The sequence below is a fragment of the Mycobacterium sp. genome, from assembly GCF_035314665.1.
Lineage (GTDB): Bacteria > Actinomycetota > Actinomycetes > Mycobacteriales > Mycobacteriaceae > Mycobacterium.
In genome coordinates, this window is record NZ_DATFZD010000398.1 from 1 (window position 1) to 19,515 (window position 19,515).

Consider the following 19,515-nt stretch of genomic DNA (forward strand, 5'->3'; position numbering starts at 1 on the left):
GGACTGCTGCCCGAGCGACCAAAACCCGTAGCACACAAGCCCGACGATCCCGCGCTACGGGAGTACAACGCTTACCTGGCCGAACTTGCCAAGGCAGACAACGAAATACATCAGAGACAGAACAGGACGACCGCATGACCAAACCCGAGACGCCCCAAGCGCGGCCGGTTACGCCCGTCGAAAAGATCCGGACCGCGCTGCTGGGCTACCGCGTGATGGCGTGGACGACGGGTATCTGGCTCATCGCGCTGTGCTACGAGATCGTGGTCCACTACATCGTCAAGGTGCCGAACCCACCGACCTGGATCGGCGTGGTACACGGCTGGGTGTATTTCACTTACGTATTGGCGGCCTTCAACCTTGCCGTCAAGGTCCGCTGGCCGGTCGTGAAGACTATTGGCGTGCTGTTGGCCGGAACTATCCCGCTGGTCGGTGTCATCGTCGAGCATTTCCAGACGAGAGACATCAAGGCGCGTTTCGCTCTGTAGCCCAACGCAATTCACGCTTTAGCAGCCAGCGCCCGCAGCGCCGGCAACAATAACGCAAGCGCGCGACCACGATGTGACATCGCGTCCTTTTCCGCCGAAGTCAGTTGCGCCGCGGTGCGGTGCGACCCGTCCGGAGTGAACACCGGGTCGTAGCCGAAGCCCGCGTCGCCGCGCGGGTCTCGCGCGATGGAGCCGGGCCATTCGCCGCGGACGACGACTTCACCGGTCTCCGACACCAGCGCGCACGCCGACACGAACGCCGCACTACGGCGCTCATCGGGCACATCGCGCAGTTGCGCCAACAGCAGCGCGGTATTGCCGGCGTCGTCGCCATGCACGCCGGACCACCGCGCCGAGAGCACGCCGGGCATGCCGTTCAGCGCGGCGACCTCCAACCCGGAATCGTCGGCGACGGTCGGCAGCCCCGTCGCGGCGAACCCGTCGCGGGCCTTCGCCAACGCGTTGTCCTCAAAAGTCGCACCGGTTTCCGGCGGTTCGTCGAACGGTGGCACGTCGTCGAGTGACACCAACGTCAGGCCCGTCAGCGTGGCCGCATCCAACACGCGCCGCAGCTCGGCCAATTTCTTACGGTTGCGGCTGGCGACCAGCAGGCGGGTCAGCTTCCGAACGCCTTCTCACGCGCGGGCCCGTCCGGTAGCACACCCGGATACGGCAAAGCCAACGCCTCCTGCTGCGCGACAAAGAGTTTCTCGCAGGCCCCCTGCGCGGCATCGAGCAGCTTGTCCAGCGTCGACCGCGGGAATGTCGCACCCTCGCCGGTTCCCTGGACCTCGACCAGCGTCCCGGTGTCGGTCGCAACGACGTTCATGTCAACCTCGGCGCGAGCGTCTTCCTCGTAGGGCAAGTCCACTCGCACCCGACCGTCGACCACGCCGACACTCACCGCGGCGATCGCGCACGACAGCGGCCGCGGATCGGACAACTTGCCCGCCGCGGACAGGTAGGTCACCGCATCGGCGAGCGCAACGTAAGCACCCGTGACAGCCGCCGTGCGAGTACCGCCGTCGGCCTGCAGCACATCGCAGTCGATCGCAATGGTGTTCTCCCCCAACGCCGCAAGGTCGATGCAGGCCCGCAACGACCTGCCCACCAGCCGGCTGATCTCCTGAGTGCGGCCAGACAGGCGGCCCTTCACCGACTCGCGGTCTCCGCGAGTGTGAGTGGCCGACGGCAGCATCGCGTATTCGGCCGTGAGCCAGCCCAAGCCTGATCCCTTGCGCCAACGGGGCACGCCCTCGGTGACGCTTGCCGTGCACATGACTTTGGTCTGGCCGAATTCGATCACCACCGAACCCGCCGGATGGGAGGTGAATCCGCGGGTGATGACAACTGGTCGAAGCTCGTCGTCGAGGCGGCCGTCTTCTCGTTTGGACACGCCGCCAACCCTAGCCCGCCGACGATGCGCGCCGGAACGGCGTTGGGACGAAGCCGGGCCATCAAGCCCTAGCGTGCAGTTACCCGGTCAGGAGCGGCCGACGTTGAACGTCTCGCCGCAGACCACTGCATGCACCGGGCCGCCGAATTCGGCTTTCGCCTCGCTGATCACGTCTTCGCGGGAAGTCCATGGCGGGATGTGGGTGAGCAACAGCTCCCCCACGCCGGCCGCGGTCGCGATCCGCCCGGCCTCGGTGCCCGACAGGTGCAGGTTAGGCGGACGGTCAGGCGCATCCGTCCAGGACGCCTCGCACAGGAACACGTCGGCACCGCGGGCCAACTCGATGATGGTCTCGCAGTAGCCGGTGTCACCGCTGTAGACGAACGACGCCCCTTCGCGGTTGGTGATACGCAGGCCGAACGACTCGGTCGGATGACACACCACCCGCGGCAACACCGTCACCGCACCGATTTCCACTTCCTGACCTTCGACCCAATGGTGGATATCGAAAATGTCCGAGAAATCGTCGATCTCGCCGCCGTAGGGCGAGGACGCCGCCCCGAGCCGCGACCAGGTGTCGCTCGGGCCGTACATCAAGGCCTTACCGCTCGGCGGCGACGGGTGGTAGCGGCGCCAGACGAACAATCCAGGTAGGTCCAGGCAATGGTCCGCGTGCAGGTGCGACAACAGCACGTGGACCAAACCCGGGTCGGCGTGACGTTGCAGCGCACCGAGAACGCCTCCACCGAAATCGATGACCAGCGGCGGGGTGTCCGGGGCCCTCAGCAGATAACCCGATGCCGGCGAATCCGGGCCAACAACGCTCCCAGAGCAGCCCAGCACGGTGATTCGCACGGTCACTACTGTGCCATGCCCGGTGTCACGATGGAGAAAACATCGCCGCATTGGGTGATCAGAATCATCTGCATACCTAGGAAACGTGGGTGTGACGAACGGGTTCAACGCCGGTGACCGCTGGGCCGAGAAATCGAGCCGCAAGTTTGGTGAATGCCTCGGGGTCGCCCGTGGCTTCGAACACCCGGGTGGCGGGCGGGGCGTCATGCGGTCGCAGCAGTTCAAGCTCGGTGAGCACCCGGAGCAGCGCTTTTGCGGTCTCTTCGGCGCTGGAAACCAGCGTGACGGCGTCGCCCATTGCCAGCTGGATCAGTCCGGAAAGCAGCGGGTAGTGAGTGCAGCCCAGCACCAGGGTGTCGACGTCGGCGCGCTGCAACGGCTCGAGGTAACCCTCGGCCAATCCGAGCACCTGGCGGCCGCTGGTGATGCCTCGCTCGACGAAATCGACGAACCGCGGGCAGGCCACCGCGGTGATCTGGGTGTCGCGGGCGGCGGCGAACGCGTCCTGATAGGCGCCCGAGGCAACAGTGGCCTGGGTGCCGATCACGCCGATGCGGCCGTTGCGGGTTGCGGCGACCGCGCGGCGCACCGCGGGCAGGATCACTTCGACGACGGGCACGTCGTAGCGCTCCCGCGCGTCATGCAGGCAGGCCGACGACGCCGAGTTGCAGGCAATCACCAACGCCTTGACGCCGCGGTCGACGAGGTCGTCGCCGATGGCCAGCGCATGCCCGCGAATCTCGGGAATCGTGAGTGGGCCGTAGGGACCGTTGCCGGTGTCGCCCACGTAGATGATGTCCTCGTCGGGCAGTTGGTCGATGATGGCCCGGGCCACCGTCAACCCCCCGACGCCGGAGTCGAACACCCCGATGGGCGCTAGTGGATTACCCATGCCGGCTCACGTTGTGAGAGGCCGTTGGGAGCGGCGGCGACGCTGCTCGCGAGCTTTGCGTTCCGGGCTGGACAACAGGTACGCGGCGAGCACACCGGCGATGCCCCCGCAGAGGTGTCCTTGCCAGGACACACCGCCGCAGACGTCGAGCACCGGCACCGCCCCCCACAGCACCCCGCCGTAGCCGAGCAATACCAGGAACCCGATGACGATCTGCCAGGCCGAGCGGGTGAAGAATCCGAACACCAGCAGGAAGGTCAGCCAGCCGAAGATCAGCCCCGAGGCCCCGATGTGATCGGTCTCCAGGCCGCAGGAAGATCCGACCCTGCCGATCAGCCAGGTGCCGAAACCGCCGATGATCCAGATGATCGCCGTCGCCCACAGAAACCGCGACAGCCCGGCCAGCGTGACCAGAAAACCGAGCACCAGCGCGGGTCCGGTGTTGGCCGCCAAATGCCCCCAGTTGGCGTGCAGCAGCGGAGCGAACAGAATTCCCCACAGGCCGTCAGCCTCCAGCGGGCGGATGCCGTTGTAATCCAGCTGGTGGCCGTCCAGCTGGTCGAACGCCTCGACGACGTAGAGCAGCGCCACAAAGCTGATGATCGTGGCGCCGCCGACCACCCACGCGGAGCGTTTCTTTGGTTGCTGAACCGGCGCGGTCATGCCCAAAGCTTTCCTTTCAGGAATCCTCCGGGCAACAGGTCCCGGTAGGTCGGTATTCCGGCCACCGACTCGGCGGCGATCACACCGACCAGCACCGCGCGGGCCAGGCAGTCAGCCGCCGCGGCGCCCACCGCGGTAGTCAGCGCCGTCTCCGGCGAGAACGCGGCCGGCGTGTCTGCTGACGGGGGCACCTCGACGGCGCCGGTGGCCAGAGCGAACACCATGTCGCCGTCCACCGGCGTATGCGCCGGCCGGATGCTGCGGGCGAGTCCGTCGTGACCGGCGCGCGCGACCAGTTGGCAGGCGGCCGGGCTCAGCGCGGCATCGGTCGCGACCACCGCGATCGTGGTGTTCAGCGAGCTCAACGGGGATTCGAGCGCTGCCAGTGCTGCGATCTGCTCATCGGGTGGCGTTGTCAGGCCGAGCTCGTCGACCAGGTAGGTCAGCCACGGCAGGCCGGTGGCCTGGTCGATGACATTGCCCGCAGAGTTCACCGCAACCAGCGCACCGACGGTCACCCCCGACGGCAGCGTCGTCGACGCGGTCCCCATTCCGCCCTTCAGCACGCCGGCGCACGCCCCCACCCCGGCGCCGACCGTGCCGACCGCGACCTCGACGCCCGCCGTCTGACAGGCGGCGTACCCGAACTCGGCCGTCGGCCGGTGCATCCAGTCGCCGACGTCCAGATCGAAAATCACCGCACCCGGCACGATCGGCACCACCCCACCGGTCATCGCCACGCCGCGGTCGTGCTCCTCCAGCCAGCGCATGATTCCGTCCGCTGCCGCTAATCCGTAGGCACTGCCGCCGGCGATGAACACCGCGTCCACGTAGCGCACGCTGTTGGCCGGGTCCAGCAGATCGGTTTCCCGGCTGCCGGGCGCGCCGCCACGGCAATCGACGGCGCCCACCGTGCCCGGCGGTGTCAGAACGACGGTGACGCCGCGCGCCCAACCGGCGTCCATGGTCGCCTCGGGGTCCAGCCGGTGATGGTGGCCGACCAGGATGCCGCCGACGTCGGTGATCGAGCTCATCGGGATCCCATCAGCGCCAGGACCAGGTACTCCTGCAGGAAGGTCAGCCACTGATAGACGTCGAGGTGCGAGGCCATCGGGTGGTCGTCGGGGAGTCGATCCGGACCGCCTGGGCGGATGTCGAGCATGGCGCCCAGCGCCAGGCGGATGTCGTTGACGGCCGCGACCCACGCGTTCGCGGCATCCTCGGTGAGCTCGAATCGGCCGCCATCATCCGGGACTGTGGCCAATAGCTGTTGTGCCGCAAAGCGTTTGGCGTCGATGATCTCCGGCTCGTGCAGGCTGCGCAGGGCGGCGTTCAGCCTTTCCGTCGCTTCGTCACCTGAGGGAGCGTCGTCGTCCGGCTTCGAGAAGTCCGGCAGCAGCCGCTGCAGCGTCGCATTGTCGGGAGGCTTGGAGCTACCGGTCTTCATGCCGGTAATTTCCTCGAGTTCGTCTGGCGGCGAGGATGATTCTCGTTCGTCGAGTAATCCGATCATCGAGCCCACCAGATTCTTGAGCAAGGCCGCCTCGTGCGTGTCCAGAGCGGACCGGAAACGGGGACCGTCGGCGGTCTCAACCCGCTTCCACTTGCGCACGTGCGAACCCGGATGCCCTTTCAGCGGTCCTGCTGCATGGTGGCCCACAACCCGGCCGCATGCAGCTTGGACACGTCGGTCTCCATGGATTCCCGGCTGCCCGACGACACGACTGCCTTGCCTTCGTTGTGCACCTGCAACATCAACTTGGTGGCGTGCGGCTCGCTGTAGCCGAACAGCTTCTGGAAGACATACGTCACGTAGTTCATCAGGTTGACCGGGTCGTCCCACACGATGGTCACCCAGGGGGCGGTTGTGGCCTCGCGCGAGTCGGCTTCCCGTTGCCCGATGGTCCCCGGTTTGGTCGGGGCTGACGCAGCCATGGGTTCTAGGATAGCGAGCCGCGGCAACTCACCCGATACCGTTTGCGGTGTGAATGACGCGGTGTGCGCCGGCATGCTGACCGACAGGTACGAGTTGACCATGCTGGCAGCCGCGCTGCGCGATGGCACCGCGGATCGCCGGACCACGTTCGAACTGTTCGCGCGCCGGCTGCCCGACGGACGTCGGTACGGGGTGGTCGCCGGGACGGGCCGGTTTTTGGAGGCGTTGCCCGAGTTCCGGTTCGACGACGCCGCCTGCGAGTCACTGGCGGAATTTCTCGACCGGGACACGTTGGCCTACCTTAGTGACTTCCGTTTCAGCGGCGATGTCGACGGCTATGCCGAAGGCGAGCTGTACTTCCCTGGGTCGCCGGTGCTTTCGGTGCATGGCAGCTTCGCCGAATGTGTGGTGCTCGAGACGCTGGCGTTGTCGATCTTCAACCACGACAGCGCCGTTGCGTCGGCCGCCGCGCGGATGGTCAGTGCAGCCGAGGGCCGGCCGTTGATGGACATGGGTTCGCGCCGCACCCACGAGCGGGCCGCAGTCGCCGCGGCGCGCGCGGCCTACATCGCCGGCTTCGCCGCGTCGTCCAACCTGGAGGCCCGCCGTCGCTACGGCGTGCCGACGGAGGGCACCAGCGCGCATGCCTTCACCCTGCTGCACACCTTCGACAAGCCCGACGAGCCGGCCGCGTTCGCGGCACAGGTCGACGCACTCGGACCCGACACCACGCTGCTGATCGACACCTACGACGTGACGATCGGCGTGGACAACGCGGTGGCGGCCGCCGGCACCGGGCTCGGGGCGGTGCGCATCGACTCCGGAGACTTGGGCGTGCTGGCTCGTCAGGTCCGCGCGCAGCTCGACCGGCTCGGCGCGACGCAGACCCGCATTGTGGTCTCCGGTGACCTGGACGAATTCGCCATCGCCGGATTGCGGGCCGAACCCGTCGACAGCTACGGCGTCGGCACCTCGCTGGTCACCGGGTCGGGTGCGCCGACGGCGAGCATGGTCTACAAGCTGGTCGAAGTCGACGGCACGCCCGTCGAGAAGCGCAGCGTTCGCAAAGAGTCGCACGGCGGCCGCAAGCAGGCGCTGCGGCTGTGCCGCCCGACCGGCACGATCACCGAGGAGATCGTGCATCCCGCGGGGCATCCGCCGCAGACCGGTGAGCCGTCCCGGGTGGTGACGATCCCGCTGGTGCGGGGGGGCCAGCCGGTGACCGACGTGGATCTGGGCGTGGCGCGCGAACTGGTGGCGTCGGGCTTGCGAAGCTTGCCGTGGGAGGGTCTGATGTTGTCGCACGGCGATCCGGCGATTCCGACCACGCAGATCCCGGCCCGCCGCCGACCCATCGACCACCAGGAGTAGCCACGCCTGACGAGTTGCCGGTGTCCGTGCCTGAGCTGCTGGCCAACGCCGTTGCAGCGCTGGGCGGCAGTGAACGCAGGGGCCAACTGGAGATGGCCACCGCGGTCGCCCACGCCTTCGAAACCGGAGAGCACCTGGCGGTGCAGGCGGGAACCGGCACCGGAAAGTCGCTGGCCTACCTCGTTCCGGCGATTGTCCGCGCGGTGTCCGACGACACGCCGGTCGTGGTGTCCACCGCGACGATCGCCCTGCAACGCCAACTGGTCAACCGCGATTTGCCTCAGCTGGCCGACGCGCTCACCGATGCGCTGCCCCGCGCCCCGCGATTCGCTCTGCTGAAGGGCCGCCAAAATTACCTGTGCCTGAACAAGATTCACAATGGCGCGGCGTCGAGTTCGGATGACGAGCCACCGGACGAACTTTTCGAGCCGCAGGCGCTCACCGCGTTGGGTCGCGACGTGCAACGGCTCACCGCGTGGGCGTCGACGACGAAGTCCGGTGACCGCGACGATCTCAAGCCGGGCGTGGCCGACCGGTGCTGGTCACAGGTCAGCGTGTCCGCGCGGGAATGTCTTGGCATGGCGCGCTGCCCATTCGGCACCGAATGCTTCGCCGAACGCGCCCGCTCCTCGGCCGGCGGTGCCGATATCGTCGTCACCAACCATGCGCTGCTGGCGATCGACGCCGTGGCCGACTCGGCCGTGCTGCCCGAACATCAGCTACTGGTCGTCGACGAGGCCCACGATCTGGTGGACCGGGTGACCGCGGTGGCCAGCGGCGAATTGACCTCGGCCGCACTCGGAGTCGCCTCGCGGCGGATCACCAGGCTGGTCGAACCGGAACTAATGCAGCGGTGGGAACGGGCCTCGGCCAACTTCACCGGCGCAATCCAAAACGCCCAGCTAATAAAGCCGGGCCGCATCGACCACCTCGACGACGAGCTAGCGACTCACCTCACGGCGCTGCGCGACGCGGCCGGTGCGGCGCGTTCGGTGATCGACATGTCACCGTCCGATCCCAAGGCCGCCTCGGCGCGCGCCGAGGCGATCGCCAGTCTCACCGAAATCGGCGACACCGCATCGCGAATGCTGACGTCGTTCGCGCCGGCGATCCCCGACCGCACCGACGTGGTATGGCTGGACCATGAGGACAACCGCGGTTCGACGCGCGCCGTGCTGAGGGTGGCGCCGCTCGCGGTGGCCGGACTGCTGCGCAACCGGTTGTTCGCCGGCGCCACAACGGTGTTGACGTCGGCGACGCTGACCGTCGGCGGCTCCTTCGACGCGATGGCTGCCGCCTGGGGCCTGACCGATACGCAGGACGAAGCGCAGGCTGACGCCGAAAAGCGTTGGCGTGGAATCGATGTCGGGTCGCCATTTCAGCATGCCAAGGCCGGGATCCTCTACGTGGCCGCCCATCTGCCCCCACCCGGCCGCGACGGCACCGGCTCTGCCGAGCAGTTGAGTGAGATCGCCGACCTCGTCACTGCGGCCGGCGGGCGAACGCTCGGGCTGTTCTCCTCGATGCGGGCGGCCCGCGCCGCCGCCGAGGCGATGGCCGAACGACTTTCGACGCCGGTGTTGTGTCAGGGCGACGACAGCACGGCAGCCCTCGTCGAGCAGTTCTCCGCCGACGCGGCGACGTCGCTGTTCGGCACGCTGTCGCTATGGCAGGGCGTCGACGTGCCCGGCCCGTCGCTATCGTTGGTCATCATCGACCGAATTCCGTTCCCGCGGCCCGACGATCCACTGCTGTCCGCCCGGCAGCGGGCGGTCGCCGCACGCGGCGGCAACGGATTCATGGCCGTCGCCGCCAGCCACGCCGCACTGCTGCTGGCGCAGGGCGCCGGGCGGCTACTGCGTGGCGTTGACGACCGAGGGGTCGTCGCGGTGCTCGACTCCCGGATGGCCACCGCCCGCTACGGCGGCTACCTGCGTGCCTCCCTGCCGCCGTTCTGGCCGACGACCGATGGCACCGCCGTACGCGCGGCTCTTGCTCGGCTGCGAACCGCCGCCGACGCTCAGGCTGAGGCGAGCGTGACCAGGCCGAGCTCGGCGTCCGACGCCAGCATCGGATGATGCGGCAGCACCCGCACGGTGTAGCCGACCGAGCCGGCAACCGGCAACGGCGTCGTCGTGGCGAAAATGTGGTCGCCGCCGGCCGCGGTGCCGGTGTATGGCATCTCGACGGTCACGGGGTCCAGCAGCTCGTCGCGGGTGTCAACCCTGCCGACCACTGCCTGCACGGTTACCTCGTCGGGGCGCAGCCCGGCCAGCTGGACGGTCGCGGTCAGGGTCAGCTTCGATCCGAGCACCGGAGTGTCGGGCAGCCCGGTGCTGTCGACGTCGGTGACCTCGATGTGCGGCCACGCCTCGAACGCCCGCGAGCGGTAGTCGGCCAGTTCGCGGGCAGGGTCGAAGGCCGCCTGCCCGTCGCCGTCGAACGTCACGGTCTTCCGCAGCGACTCCGCCGCCGGCACGTAATAGCGCTCGACGTAGTCGCGCACCATCCGGGAGGCCAGCACCTTCGGGCCGAGCGTCTGAATGGTGTGGCGCACCATCTCGATCCACCGGCGCGGGACGTCCTGCTCGTCGCGCTCATAGAAGGTCGGTCCCACCGACTTCTGCAGTAGGTCGTAAAGCGCCGCCGCCTCCAGGTCGTCACGACGGCCGTCGTCCGCCACCCCGGAGGCCGACGGTATCGCCCAGCCGTTCTCGCCGTCGTACCACTCGTCCCACCAGCCGTCCAGGATGGACAGGTTCAGCCCGCCGTTGAGCGCGCTCTTCATCCCCGAGGTGCCACACGCCTCCAGCGGGCGCAGCGGGTTGTTCAACCAGACGTCGCAGCCCCAATACAGCAGCCGGGCCATCGACATGTCGTAGTCAGGCAGGAACGCGATGCGGTGACGCACCTCGGGCCGGTCGGCGAATTGCACCACCTCCTGGATCAGCGCCTTGCCTCCGTCGTCGGCGGGGTGCGACTTCCCGGCAACGATCAACTGGATCGGCCGGTGTTCGTCGAGCAACAGCTGTTCGAGCCGATCCGGATCACGCAGCATCAGCGTCAGACGTTTGTAGGTCGGGACCCGGCGAGCGAATCCGATGGTCAGCACGTTCGGGTCGAAAGCCGTCTCGATCCAAGCTAATTCGGCGTCGGGTGCACCACGTTTAAGCCATGATCGACGCAGCCGCGCCCGAACATCCTCGACCAGAAGCGCCCGCAGTTGCGACCGGATCCACCACAGATGACCGGGGTCGACCTCCTTCAGTCGCAGCCAGACGCCCGGATCGCTGAACGACGAGTCCGAACCCGCCAGTTCGCGGCCCAGCTCCAACCATTGCGACGCCGCCCAGGTGCGCGCATGAACACCGTTGGTGATCGAGCCGATCGGCACCTCGTCGGGGTCGAATCCGGGCCACAGCTTGTTGAACATGGCTCGACTGACCCGGCCGTGCAGCAGCGAAACGCCATTGGCACGCTGGGCCAGCCGCAGGCCCATGTGGGCCATGTTGAACTTCTCCGGATCGTCCTCGGCGCCCAGCGCCTGGATCCGGGCCAGCGGCACACCGGGCAGCAGCGCCTGGCCCTCGGGGCCGTCGGGATCGGCGTGATTGTCCGCGAAGTACCGCTGCACCATCTCCATCGGAAAACGGTCGATACCGGCAGGGACCGGGGTGTGGGTGGTGAACACCGTACTGGAGCGGACAACGGTCAGCGCGGTATCGAAATCCAGCCCGGCATCGACCAATTCGCGGATGCGCTCGGCGCCAAGGAATCCGGCATGCCCTTCGTTCATGTGGAACACCTCGGGCGCCGGCAGCCCGTGGATGGCGGTGAAGGCTCGGATGGCCCGCACACCGCCGATGCCGGCCAGGATCTCCTGCTGCATGCGATGTTCCTGATCGCCGCCGTAGAGGCGGTCGGTGACCCCGCGCAGGTCGTGCTCGTTCCCCGAAACGTCGGAATCCAGCAGCAGCAGCGGGACGCGACCGACCTGGGCGACCCAGACCTGCGCATGCAACCGGCTGCAGTCCGGCAGTGCCAGCTCGACCAGCGCCGGCGCGCCGGTGCCGTCGGTGAGCAGCCGCAGCGGCAGCCCCTGCGGATCCAGCGCCGGGTAGGTTTCGTGCTGCCAACCGTCGGCGGTCAGCGACTGCCGAAAGTAGCCGGAGCGGTAGTACAAGCCCACCGCCATCAGCGGCAATCCGAGATCCGACGCGGACTTCAGGTGATCGCCGGCCAGGATTCCCAAACCACCCGAGTAGTTCGGCAACACCTCGGCGACACCGAACTCCATCGAGAAGTAGGCGATGCCGTTGGGCATGGCAGCGCCGTTGCCTTGTTGCTGCTGATACCACAGCGGGCGGGTCAGGTAATCGTCCAGATCGGCGGCCAGATGATCGAGCCAGTCCAGGAATCCACCGTCGCTCGCCAGCTCGTCGAGCCGTGCCGGTCTGACAGCTCCCAGTAGGGCAACCGGATCCTGACCGCACTGCGTCCACAGCGCGGGGTCGATCGCGCCGAAGAGATCTTGCGTCGGCTTGTCCCACGACCACCGCAGGTTGGTCGACAGCTGTTCGAGTGCCCCCAGACGTTCCGGAAGGTGAGCACGGACCGTGAACCTACGGAGGGCTTTCACGCATCATTACCTTACTGACCGCACACCGGGGTTCGCTTCCCGAACGACGCGCGCATCCCACCCTCGGGTGTGGCCCGACACTACGGTGGGTATTGGGCGCACAGGGCTTTTCTCAGCGCCCAGGACGGCAACCGACTAACGAAGGGAAGAAGTGACGGTGCCCGGTCGGGTCGAGATCGATGACGTCGAGCCCGTCGTGTCCCGCGGCGCGTATCCGGCAAAAGCTGTGGTCGGCGAGGTGGTTCCGGTCCGCGCGGCGGTATGGCGTGAGGGTCATGACGCGGTCGCGGCGACGCTGGTGGTGCGCTACCTCGGGCCGCGCTACCCGCAAGCGGGCGAAACCCGGCGGGTCAAGGCCGTGCAGGCCCCTGTAGTGGCAGAAATCGCCGAGCCGCTCCCGCGGATCAAGCCGGTGCTGCTGCCGATGAGCATGGGTGCGGAACCCTATGTCTTCCACGGTCAGTTCACCCCGGACAGCGTCGGGTTGTGGACGTTTCGGGTGGACGGCTGGGGTGACCCGATTCACACCTGGCGGCACGCCGTGGAGGCCAAGCTGGAAGCCGGCCAAGGCGAGACCGAACTGTCCAACGACCTGCTGGTGGGAGCGCAGCTGCTCGAGCGCGCCGCGACCGGTGTTCCCCGGAGCCAGCGCGAACCGCTGCGCGCCGCCGCCGCCGCCCTAAAGGCGCCGGGCGATCCGGTATCCCGGGCCGCGCTGGCGCTGGCCCCCGAGGTCGACGAACTCCTGACGCAGTACCCGCTGCGCGAGCTGGTCACCCGTGGCGAGCAATACGGGGTGTGGGTGGATCGGCCGCTGGCCCGGTTCGGCTCGTGGTATGAGATGTTCCCGCGTTCGACCGGCGGCTGGGACACCAAAGGAAACCCGGTGCACGGTACCTTCGCCACCGCGGCGGCGGCGTTGCCGCGAATCGCGGAGATGGGCTTCGACGTGGTGTACCTGCCGCCGATCCACCCGATCGGCAAGGTGCACCGCAAGGGTCGCAACAACACCGCGACCGCCGTGCCCGGTGACGTCGGATCGCCATGGGCGATCGGAAGCGACGAAGGCGGCCACGACGCGGTGCATCCGCGGCTCGGCACAATCGGCGACTTCGACAAATTTGTCGAGGCGGTGCACGACCTGGACATGGAGGTGGCTCTGGATCTGGCGTTGCAATGCGCGCCCGATCACCCGTGGGCCAGGCAACACCGCCAGTGGTTCACCGAATTGCCCGACGGCACCATCGCCTACGCGGAGAACCCGCCGAAGAAGTATCAGGACATCTACCCGATCAACTTCGACAACGACCCCGCCGGACTCTACGACGAGGTGCTGCGCGTCGTGCGGCACTGGATGGACCACGGGGTAAAGGTTTTCCGGGTCGACAATCCGCACACCAAGCCGCCCGACTTCTGGGCATGGCTGATCGGTCAGGTCAAAGCAATCGATCCCGATGTGCTGTTTTTGTCCGAGGCCTTCACACCGCCGGCCCGCCAGTTCGGGCTCGCCAAGCTGGGCTTCACCCAGTCCTACACCTACTTCACCTGGCGCACGTCGAAGTGGGAGCTCACCCAGTTCGGCGAGGAGATCCCCTGGGTCGCCGACTTCCGTCGTCCCAATTTGTTTGTCAATACCCCGGACATCCTGCATGCCGTCCTGCAGCACAATGGCCCGGGGATGTTCGCGATCCGCGCGGTGCTGGCGTCGACCCTGAGCCCGAGCTGGGGGGTGTACTCCGGTTACGAACTGTTCGAGCACGTCGCGGTGTTGGAGGGCAGCGAGGAGTATCTCGACTCCGAGAAGTACCAACTCCGGCCGCGCGACTTCGCGGGCGCACTGGCGGAGGGACGGTCGCTGGAGCCATTTATCTCGCGGCTGAACAACATTCGTCGACTCCATCCCGCTCTTCACCAACTCCGGAACATCACGTTCCACGGTGTCGACAACGACGCTCTGCTGGCCTACAGCAAGTTCGACCCGATCACCGGCGACTGCGTGCTGGTGGTGGTCACACTCAACGCGTTCGGGCCGGAAGAGGCGACGTTGTGGTTGGACATGGCCGCATTGGGTATGGAGCACTATGAGCGGTTCTGGGTCCGCGACGAGATAACCGGCGAGGAATACCAATGGGGAGCAGCCAACTACGTGCGCATCAATCCTGGCCACGCCGTCGCTCACATCATCAACATGCCGCTCGTACCGTCCGAATCCCGAATGACGCTGCTGCGCCGGAGGTGATGCCGCGATGAAGCCCACCGACCAACTCGCCAGGACACACCTGGCGCCCGATCCACGCGACTTGGCCCGCCTGCTGGCCGGTGAGCACCACAATCCGCACGGCGTCCTGGGCGCCCACGAGTACGGCGACCACACGGTCATCCGGGCCTTCCGGCCGCACGCCACCGAAGTGGTCGCACTGGTCGGCGAAGACCGGTTTCCGCTGCAGCACATCGACTCCGGATTGTTCGCGGTGGCGCTGCCGTTCGTCGACCTCATCGACTACCGCCTCGAGGTGAGTTACCACGGCTCCGACCGGCACACGGCCGCCGACGCCTACCGCTTTTTGCCGACGTTGGGCGAGGTCGATCTGCATCTGTTCGCCGAGGGACGTCACGAACGACTGTGGGAAGTGCTGGGCGCGCACCCGCGTTCGTTCAAAACCGCCGACGGCGTGGTCGAGGGTGTCTCGTTCGCCGTCTGGGCACCCAACGCCAAGGGCGTCAGCCTGATCGCGGAGTTCAACGGCTGGAACGGCAACGATGCCCCGCTGCGGGTACTGGGCTCCTCGGGCGTGTGGGAGTTGTTCTGGCCAGATTTCCCGGTCGATGGGCTGTACAAGTTCCGGGTGCACGGCGCCGACGGCTCTGTCACGGATCGGGCCGATCCCCTCGCATTCGCCACCGAGGTACCGCCGCATACGGCGTCGCGGGTGAACGTGAGCGACTACCGCTGGGGTGACGGCGACTGGATGACGGCCCGCGCCCAGCGCAATCCGGTGTTCCAGCCGATGAGCACCTACGAAGTCCACCTGGGCTCGTGGCGCCTGGGCCTGTCCTATCGTGACCTTGCCCGCGAGCTGACGGATTATGTAGTGGCGCACGGGTTTACCCACGTCGAGCTGCTGCCCGTCGCAGAGCACCCGTTCGGCGGATCCTGGGGATATCAGGTCACGTCCTACTACGCGCCAACCTCCCGATTCGGCACACCGGACGAATTCCGGGCACTCGTCGACGCGCTGCACCAGGCCGGAATCGGCGTCATCGTCGACTGGGTCCCTGCCCACTTCCCCAAGGACGCATGGGCGTTGGGCCGTTTCGACGGCACGGCGCTTTACGAGCATTCCGACCCCAAACGTGGGGAGCAACTCGACTGGGGCACTTACGTGTTCGACTTCGGCCGCGCCGAGGTGCGCAATTTCCTGGTGGCCAATGCGCTGTACTGGCTGGAGGAATTCCACATCGACGGCCTGCGCGTCGACGCCGTTGCGTCGATGCTGTATCTCGACTATTCGCGCCCCGCCGGCGGCTGGACACCGAACGCCTACGGCGGCCGGGAGAATCTGGAAGCCGTGCAGTTCTTGCAGGAGATGAACGCCACCGCGCACAAGGCGGCGCCGGGAATCGTCACCATCGCCGAGGAGTCGACGTCGTGGCCAGGTGTGTCTAGACCGACCAGCGTTGGCGGCCTGGGCTTTTCGATGAAGTGGAACATGGGCTGGATGCACGACACCCTCGACTACATGAGGCATGATCCGGTGCACCGCAGTTACCACCACCACCAGGTCACCTTCTCGATGCTCTACGCGTTCAGCGAGAACTTCGTCCTACCGATCAGCCACGACGAGGTGGTGCACGGCAAAGGCACGCTGTGGTCGCGGATGCCGGGCAACGACCACGTCAAGGCGGCGGGGTTGCGCAGCCTGCTGGCATACCAGTGGGCCCACCCGGGTAAACAGCTGCTGTTCATGGGTCAGGAATTCGGGCAGCGCGCCGAGTGGTCCGAGGAACGCGGTCTGGACTGGTTCCAACTCGACGAGAACAGCTTCTCCGGCGGGATCTCACGCCTGGTCAACGACCTCAACAAGATCTACCGCGGCAGCCCGGCGCTGTGGAGCCAGGACAGCAGGCCCGATGGCTATTCCTGGATCGACGCCAACGACTCCGCCAACAACGTGCTGAGCTTCCTGCGCTACGGCAGCGACGGCTCGGTGATGGCCTGCGTGTTCAATTTCTCCGGTGCAGAGCACAGCGGCTATCGGCTCGGCCTGCCCGGCGCGGGGCGATGGCGTGAGGTGCTCAACACCGATGCGACCATCTACAACGGCACCGGGATCGGCAACCTCGGCGGTGTCGAGGCAACCGATGAGCCGTGGCATGGGCGTCCGGCTTCCACGGTGCTGGTGTTGCCGCCCACGTCGGCGATATGGCTGGAGCCCGAAGGCGCCTAGTAGAGCGCGTTGGCAAGGTTGCGCCGCGCGGTAATGACGTCGGGGTCGGCGGGGTCGAAGATCTCGAACAACTCGATCAGCCGCGTGCGCACCGAAGTCCGCTCGTCACCGGACGTCCGCCGTACCAACGCGACCAGCCGGTCGAAGGCGCCCCGCACATCCTGGTTGAGGATCTGCACGTCGGCCGCGGCGAACGCGGCCTCGATGTCATCGGGAGCGGCATCGGCGGCCGCCACCGCGTCAGGATGCTGCGCGGTGGCGCGCATCAGGAAGGCGAGCTGACGTAGTGCACCCTTGGCCTCGGCGTGATTCGGATCGTCGTCCAGGATGGCCTGATACGAGTCGGACGCGCCGGCGAAGTCACCGTCCTGGAGCTGCTGGCGCGCCTGCGCGAGCGCCGGGTCAACCTCTTCGGGCTCCGCGGAATCCGTTGCGCCGCCGAGCTTTCCCGACGTTGCCGACAGCAGCGAGTCCACCCACCGCCGTAGCTGGTCGGCCGGCTGCACGCCCTGAAAGCTCGAAAGCGGCTGCCCCGCAGCCAAAGCCACGACGGTCGGAACGACTTCGACGCCGAATATCTGGGCCACCCGGGGAACCACGTCGACGTTGACGCTCGCCAGCGACCACTTGCCGTTATCGGCTGCCGCGAGGCCGGACAGAATGTCGGCCAACTCGAGGCAAACGTCGCTGCGCGGCGACCACAACAGCACAACCACTGGCACCTGGTTGGACCGAAGCAGCACCTGTTCTTCGAAGTTGGCTTCGTTGATCTCGGTGCCGACGGCGTTCGCCGATCCCCCCGCGGCCGCATCGCTGGAGGGCGGGCTCTGCTTGAGGGCGGACAGGTCGACCGCGCCGGCCATCGCAGGGCCGATCGGAGGTCGCGGACGGGTCACGTCGTTTAGTTTGGCACGTCGCTTCGGGCCCGATCCACCCGGTTGCGGCGGCGTAGACGCCGCTATGCGGTGGCGATATGACCAAAATCACATCAGGCGTCAATTTTGCCCGGCCTCACGATGCCAGCAACCAACTTCGTCGCGGCAACCGAACACGGCGCGTTGCCGCTACCAGCCAGTAACTAGCCGGCCCGCAGAATCAGCGCGTCGCCCTGTCCGCCGGCTCCACACAGCGCAGCGACGCCGTATCCGGACCCCCGGCGCGACAGCTCGAGTGCCGCATGCAGCGCGATCCTTGCGCCGGACATACCGATTGGATGCCCGATGGCGATCGCACCGCCGTTGACGTTGACGATGTCGGGATCGACGCCCAGTTCCCGCGTCGAGGCCAACGCCACCGCGGAAAACGCCTCGTTGATCTCCACGACGTCGAGTTGGTCGACGGAGATACCTTCGCGGCCGAGAGCTTTTTTGATCGCGTTGGCGGGCTGCGACTGCAGCGTCGAATCGGGGCCGGCCACCACGCCGTGCGCGCCGATTTCGACCAGCCACGACAACCCGAGCTCTATGGCCTTGTCCTTGTTCATCACGACCACCGCGGCCGCGCCGTCGGAAATCTGCGAAGCCGATCCGGCCGTGATGGTGCCGTCGCGACGGAACGCCGGCTTCAGCCCGCCCAGCGATTCGGCGGTGGTGTTCGCGCGAATGCCTTCATCCTCGTTGAACTGCAACGGATCGCCTTTGCGCTGCGGGATGGTCACCGGCACGACTTCGTCGGCGAAGATGCCGTCCTTCCATGCCGCGGCGGCCTTCTGGTGCGACTGTGCAGCAAATTCGTCCTGTTCGGCACGGGTGAACTTGTCGACGTCGTTGCGCTGCTCGGTCAGCGCGCCCATCGGCTGATCGGTGAACACGTCGTGCAGGCCGTCGTACGCCATGTGGTCCAAAACCGTCACGTCGCCGTACTTGTAGCCCGAGCGGCTGTCCATCAGCAGGTGCGGCGCCTTGGTCATGGACTCCTGGCCGCCGGCCACCACCACGTCGAACTCACCGGCGCGAATGAGCTGGTCAGCGAGCGCGATGGCGTCGATACCGGACAGACACATCTTATTGATGGTCATCGCCGGGACGTCCCAGCCGATACCGGCCGCCACCGCCGCCTGGCGTGCCGGCAACTGACCGGCCCCGGCCGTCAGCACCTGGCCCATGATCACGTACTCGACGGCCGACGCGGGCACATGGGCCTTTTCCAGCGCGCCGGCGATCGCGATGGCGCCCAGGTCGCTGCCCGAGAAGTCCTTCAGCGAACCCATCAACTTGCCAACCGGGGTGCGTGCTCCAGCAACGATCACCGATGTCGTCATGACTACCTCCAGAGCGGGGCTTCAACTGCCGATCTTGCGGATCGGCGAAGCAGAATCTTTCCCGTCAGGTTACCGTTACGTTATGACCACCGATCAAGTTGACGGCCGTCTAGTTCTTGCCACCGCGTTGGTGACGGCGGTCGACCATGTCGGTATTGCGGTTCCCGACCTCGACGACGCGATCGCCTGGTACCACGACCACCTGGGCATGATCGTGCTGCACGAGGAAATCAACGACGATCAGGGCATTCGCGAGGCGATGTTGTCGGTTCGCGGCGCGCCGGTCGGCAGCGCGCAGGTGCAGCTGATGGCCCCCGTCGACGAGTCCTCGGTGATCGCGAAATTCATCGACAAGCGTGGGCCCGGCATCCAGCAGCTGGCCTACCGGGTCAGCGACCTCGAAACCCTCACCGAGCGGCTGCGCCAGCAGGGTGTCCGCCTGCTCTACGACGCGCCCCGACGCGGCACAGCGAACTCCCGGATCAACTTCGTGCACCCGAAGGACGCCGGTGGCGTTCTGATCGAGTTGGTGGAACCGTCCGCCGACTCGGACGCTGACCACTAAAT

Annotated in this window: 17 protein-coding genes and 1 pseudogene; 7 read left to right on the top strand and 11 right to left on the bottom strand. The window is 67.0% G+C overall.

The window, feature by feature from the left end; all coding sequences use genetic code 11:
* Positions 1-138 (top strand): annotated as a pseudogene (locus VKI00_RS28350) (hypothetical protein); the annotation flags it as partial.
* Positions 135-488 carry a DUF3817 domain-containing protein gene (locus VKI00_RS28355; RefSeq protein ID WP_324444140.1) on the top strand — a complete coding sequence of 118 codons (354 nt, stop codon included), beginning with the start codon at positions 135-137 and terminating at the stop codon, positions 486-488. The pseudogene VKI00_RS28350 and the gene VKI00_RS28355, both read left to right, overlap by 4 nt.
* 11 nt (positions 489-499) lie before the next feature.
* On the opposite strand, the gene rdgB is transcribed toward VKI00_RS28355, so the two are convergent.
* The 8 genes from rdgB to clpS form a co-directional block, all read right to left on the bottom strand.
* The gene (gene rdgB / locus VKI00_RS28360) at positions 500-1,108 is read right to left on the bottom strand and encodes an RdgB/HAM1 family non-canonical purine NTP pyrophosphatase (protein ID WP_324444192.1); all 609 of its coding nucleotides are present in this window, start codon (positions 1,106-1,108) and stop codon (positions 500-502) included.
* Positions 1,105-1,884: a ribonuclease PH gene (rph, locus tag VKI00_RS28365; protein WP_324444142.1), complete on the bottom strand. Its 780-nt coding sequence runs from the start codon at positions 1,882-1,884 to the stop codon at positions 1,105-1,107. Before rph ends, rdgB begins: the two co-directional genes overlap by 4 nt.
* Positions 1,885-1,971: 87 nt before the next feature.
* Positions 1,972-2,745, bottom strand: a complete 774-nt coding sequence (locus VKI00_RS28370) for a cyclic nucleotide-degrading phosphodiesterase (protein WP_324444144.1) — start codon at positions 2,743-2,745, stop codon at positions 1,972-1,974.
* A gap of 70 nt (positions 2,746-2,815) precedes the next feature.
* Positions 2,816-3,631: a glutamate racemase gene (murI, locus tag VKI00_RS28375; RefSeq protein ID WP_324444146.1), complete on the bottom strand. Its 816-nt coding sequence runs from the start codon at positions 3,629-3,631 to the stop codon at positions 2,816-2,818.
* A gap of 6 nt (positions 3,632-3,637) precedes the next feature.
* Positions 3,638-4,294 carry a rhomboid family intramembrane serine protease gene (locus VKI00_RS28380; protein WP_324444148.1) on the bottom strand — a complete coding sequence of 219 codons (657 nt, stop codon included), beginning with the start codon at positions 4,292-4,294 and terminating at the stop codon, positions 3,638-3,640.
* Complete coding sequence (locus VKI00_RS28385; protein ID WP_324444150.1) at positions 4,291-5,328, bottom strand: P1 family peptidase; 1,038 nt, start codon at positions 5,326-5,328, stop codon at positions 4,291-4,293. The genes VKI00_RS28380 and VKI00_RS28385 overlap by 4 nt, the downstream gene beginning before the upstream one ends.
* Entirely contained in the window at positions 5,325-5,906 is a 582-nt protein-coding gene (locus tag VKI00_RS28390) for a DUF2017 domain-containing protein (protein WP_324444152.1), read from the bottom strand. The genes VKI00_RS28385 and VKI00_RS28390 overlap by 4 nt, the downstream gene beginning before the upstream one ends.
* Before the next feature lie 20 nt (positions 5,907-5,926).
* Positions 5,927-6,229, bottom strand: a complete 303-nt coding sequence (clpS, locus tag VKI00_RS28395; protein ID WP_324444154.1) for an ATP-dependent Clp protease adapter ClpS — start codon at positions 6,227-6,229, stop codon at positions 5,927-5,929.
* 49 nt (positions 6,230-6,278) lie between these two features.
* Here clpS and VKI00_RS28400 point away from each other — a divergent pair, with 49 nt between their 5' ends.
* A complete protein-coding gene (locus tag VKI00_RS28400; protein WP_324444156.1) occupies positions 6,279-7,601 on the top strand; it encodes a nicotinate phosphoribosyltransferase in 1,323 nt (440 codons plus the stop codon).
* 20 nt (positions 7,602-7,621) lie between these two features.
* Entirely contained in the window at positions 7,622-9,679 is a 2,058-nt protein-coding gene (locus VKI00_RS28405; RefSeq protein ID WP_324444158.1) for an ATP-dependent DNA helicase, read from the top strand.
* Here VKI00_RS28405 and VKI00_RS28410 read toward each other — a convergent pair.
* Positions 9,622-12,240: a glycosyltransferase family 1 protein gene (locus VKI00_RS28410; protein ID WP_324444160.1), complete on the bottom strand. Its 2,619-nt coding sequence runs from the start codon at positions 12,238-12,240 to the stop codon at positions 9,622-9,624. The two genes, VKI00_RS28405 and VKI00_RS28410, sit on opposite strands and share 58 nt — an antisense overlap.
* 151 nt (positions 12,241-12,391) lie before the next feature.
* Here VKI00_RS28410 and VKI00_RS28415 point away from each other — a divergent pair, with 151 nt between their 5' ends.
* Positions 12,392-14,479: an alpha-1,4-glucan--maltose-1-phosphate maltosyltransferase gene (locus VKI00_RS28415; protein ID WP_324444163.1), complete on the top strand. Its 2,088-nt coding sequence runs from the start codon at positions 12,392-12,394 to the stop codon at positions 14,477-14,479.
* A 7-nt stretch (positions 14,480-14,486) separates the two neighbouring features.
* Positions 14,487-16,688, top strand: coding sequence for a 1,4-alpha-glucan branching protein GlgB (gene glgB, locus VKI00_RS28420; protein ID WP_324444165.1), 2,202 nt, complete (start codon positions 14,487-14,489; stop codon positions 16,686-16,688).
* On the opposite strand, the gene VKI00_RS28425 is transcribed toward glgB, so the two are convergent.
* Together VKI00_RS28425 and VKI00_RS28430 are read right to left on the bottom strand one after the other, a co-directional pair.
* Entirely contained in the window at positions 16,685-17,584 is a 900-nt protein-coding gene (locus VKI00_RS28425; RefSeq protein ID WP_324444166.1) for a tetratricopeptide repeat protein, read from the bottom strand. The genes glgB and VKI00_RS28425 overlap by 4 nt on opposite strands.
* Before the next feature lie 182 nt (positions 17,585-17,766).
* The gene (locus tag VKI00_RS28430; RefSeq protein WP_324444168.1) at positions 17,767-18,948 is read right to left on the bottom strand and encodes an acetyl-CoA C-acetyltransferase; all 1,182 of its coding nucleotides are present in this window, start codon (positions 18,946-18,948) and stop codon (positions 17,767-17,769) included.
* 82 nt (positions 18,949-19,030) lie between these two features.
* On the opposite strand from VKI00_RS28430, the gene mce reads away from it, so the two are divergent.
* Positions 19,031-19,513, top strand: a complete 483-nt coding sequence (gene mce, locus VKI00_RS28435) for a methylmalonyl-CoA epimerase (protein ID WP_324444170.1) — start codon at positions 19,031-19,033, stop codon at positions 19,511-19,513.
* The last annotated feature ends 2 nt before the right edge of the window (positions 19,514-19,515 follow it).

Excerpts from the sequence above, each read along its gene's own strand:
- VKI00_RS28385 (WP_324444150.1), bottom strand. The coding sequence starts at position 5,328 with ATGAGCTCGATCACCGACGTCGGCGGCATCCTGGTCGGCCACCATCAC.
- mce (WP_324444170.1), top strand. The coding sequence starts at position 19,031 with ATGACCACCGATCAAGTTGACGGCCGTCTAGTTCTTGCCACCGCGTTG.
- VKI00_RS28430 (WP_324444168.1), bottom strand. The coding sequence starts at position 18,948 with ATGACGACATCGGTGATCGTTGCTGGAGCACGCACCCCGGTTGGCAAG.
- VKI00_RS28380 (WP_324444148.1), bottom strand. The coding sequence starts at position 4,294 with ATGACCGCGCCGGTTCAGCAACCAAAGAAACGCTCCGCGTGGGTGGTC.
- VKI00_RS28355 (WP_324444140.1), top strand. The coding sequence starts at position 135 with ATGACCAAACCCGAGACGCCCCAAGCGCGGCCGGTTACGCCCGTCGAA.
- murI (WP_324444146.1), bottom strand. The coding sequence starts at position 3,631 with ATGGGTAATCCACTAGCGCCCATCGGGGTGTTCGACTCCGGCGTCGGG.
- clpS (WP_324444154.1), bottom strand. The coding sequence starts at position 6,229 with ATGGCTGCGTCAGCCCCGACCAAACCGGGGACCATCGGGCAACGGGAA.
- glgB (WP_324444165.1), top strand. The coding sequence starts at position 14,487 with ATGAAGCCCACCGACCAACTCGCCAGGACACACCTGGCGCCCGATCCA.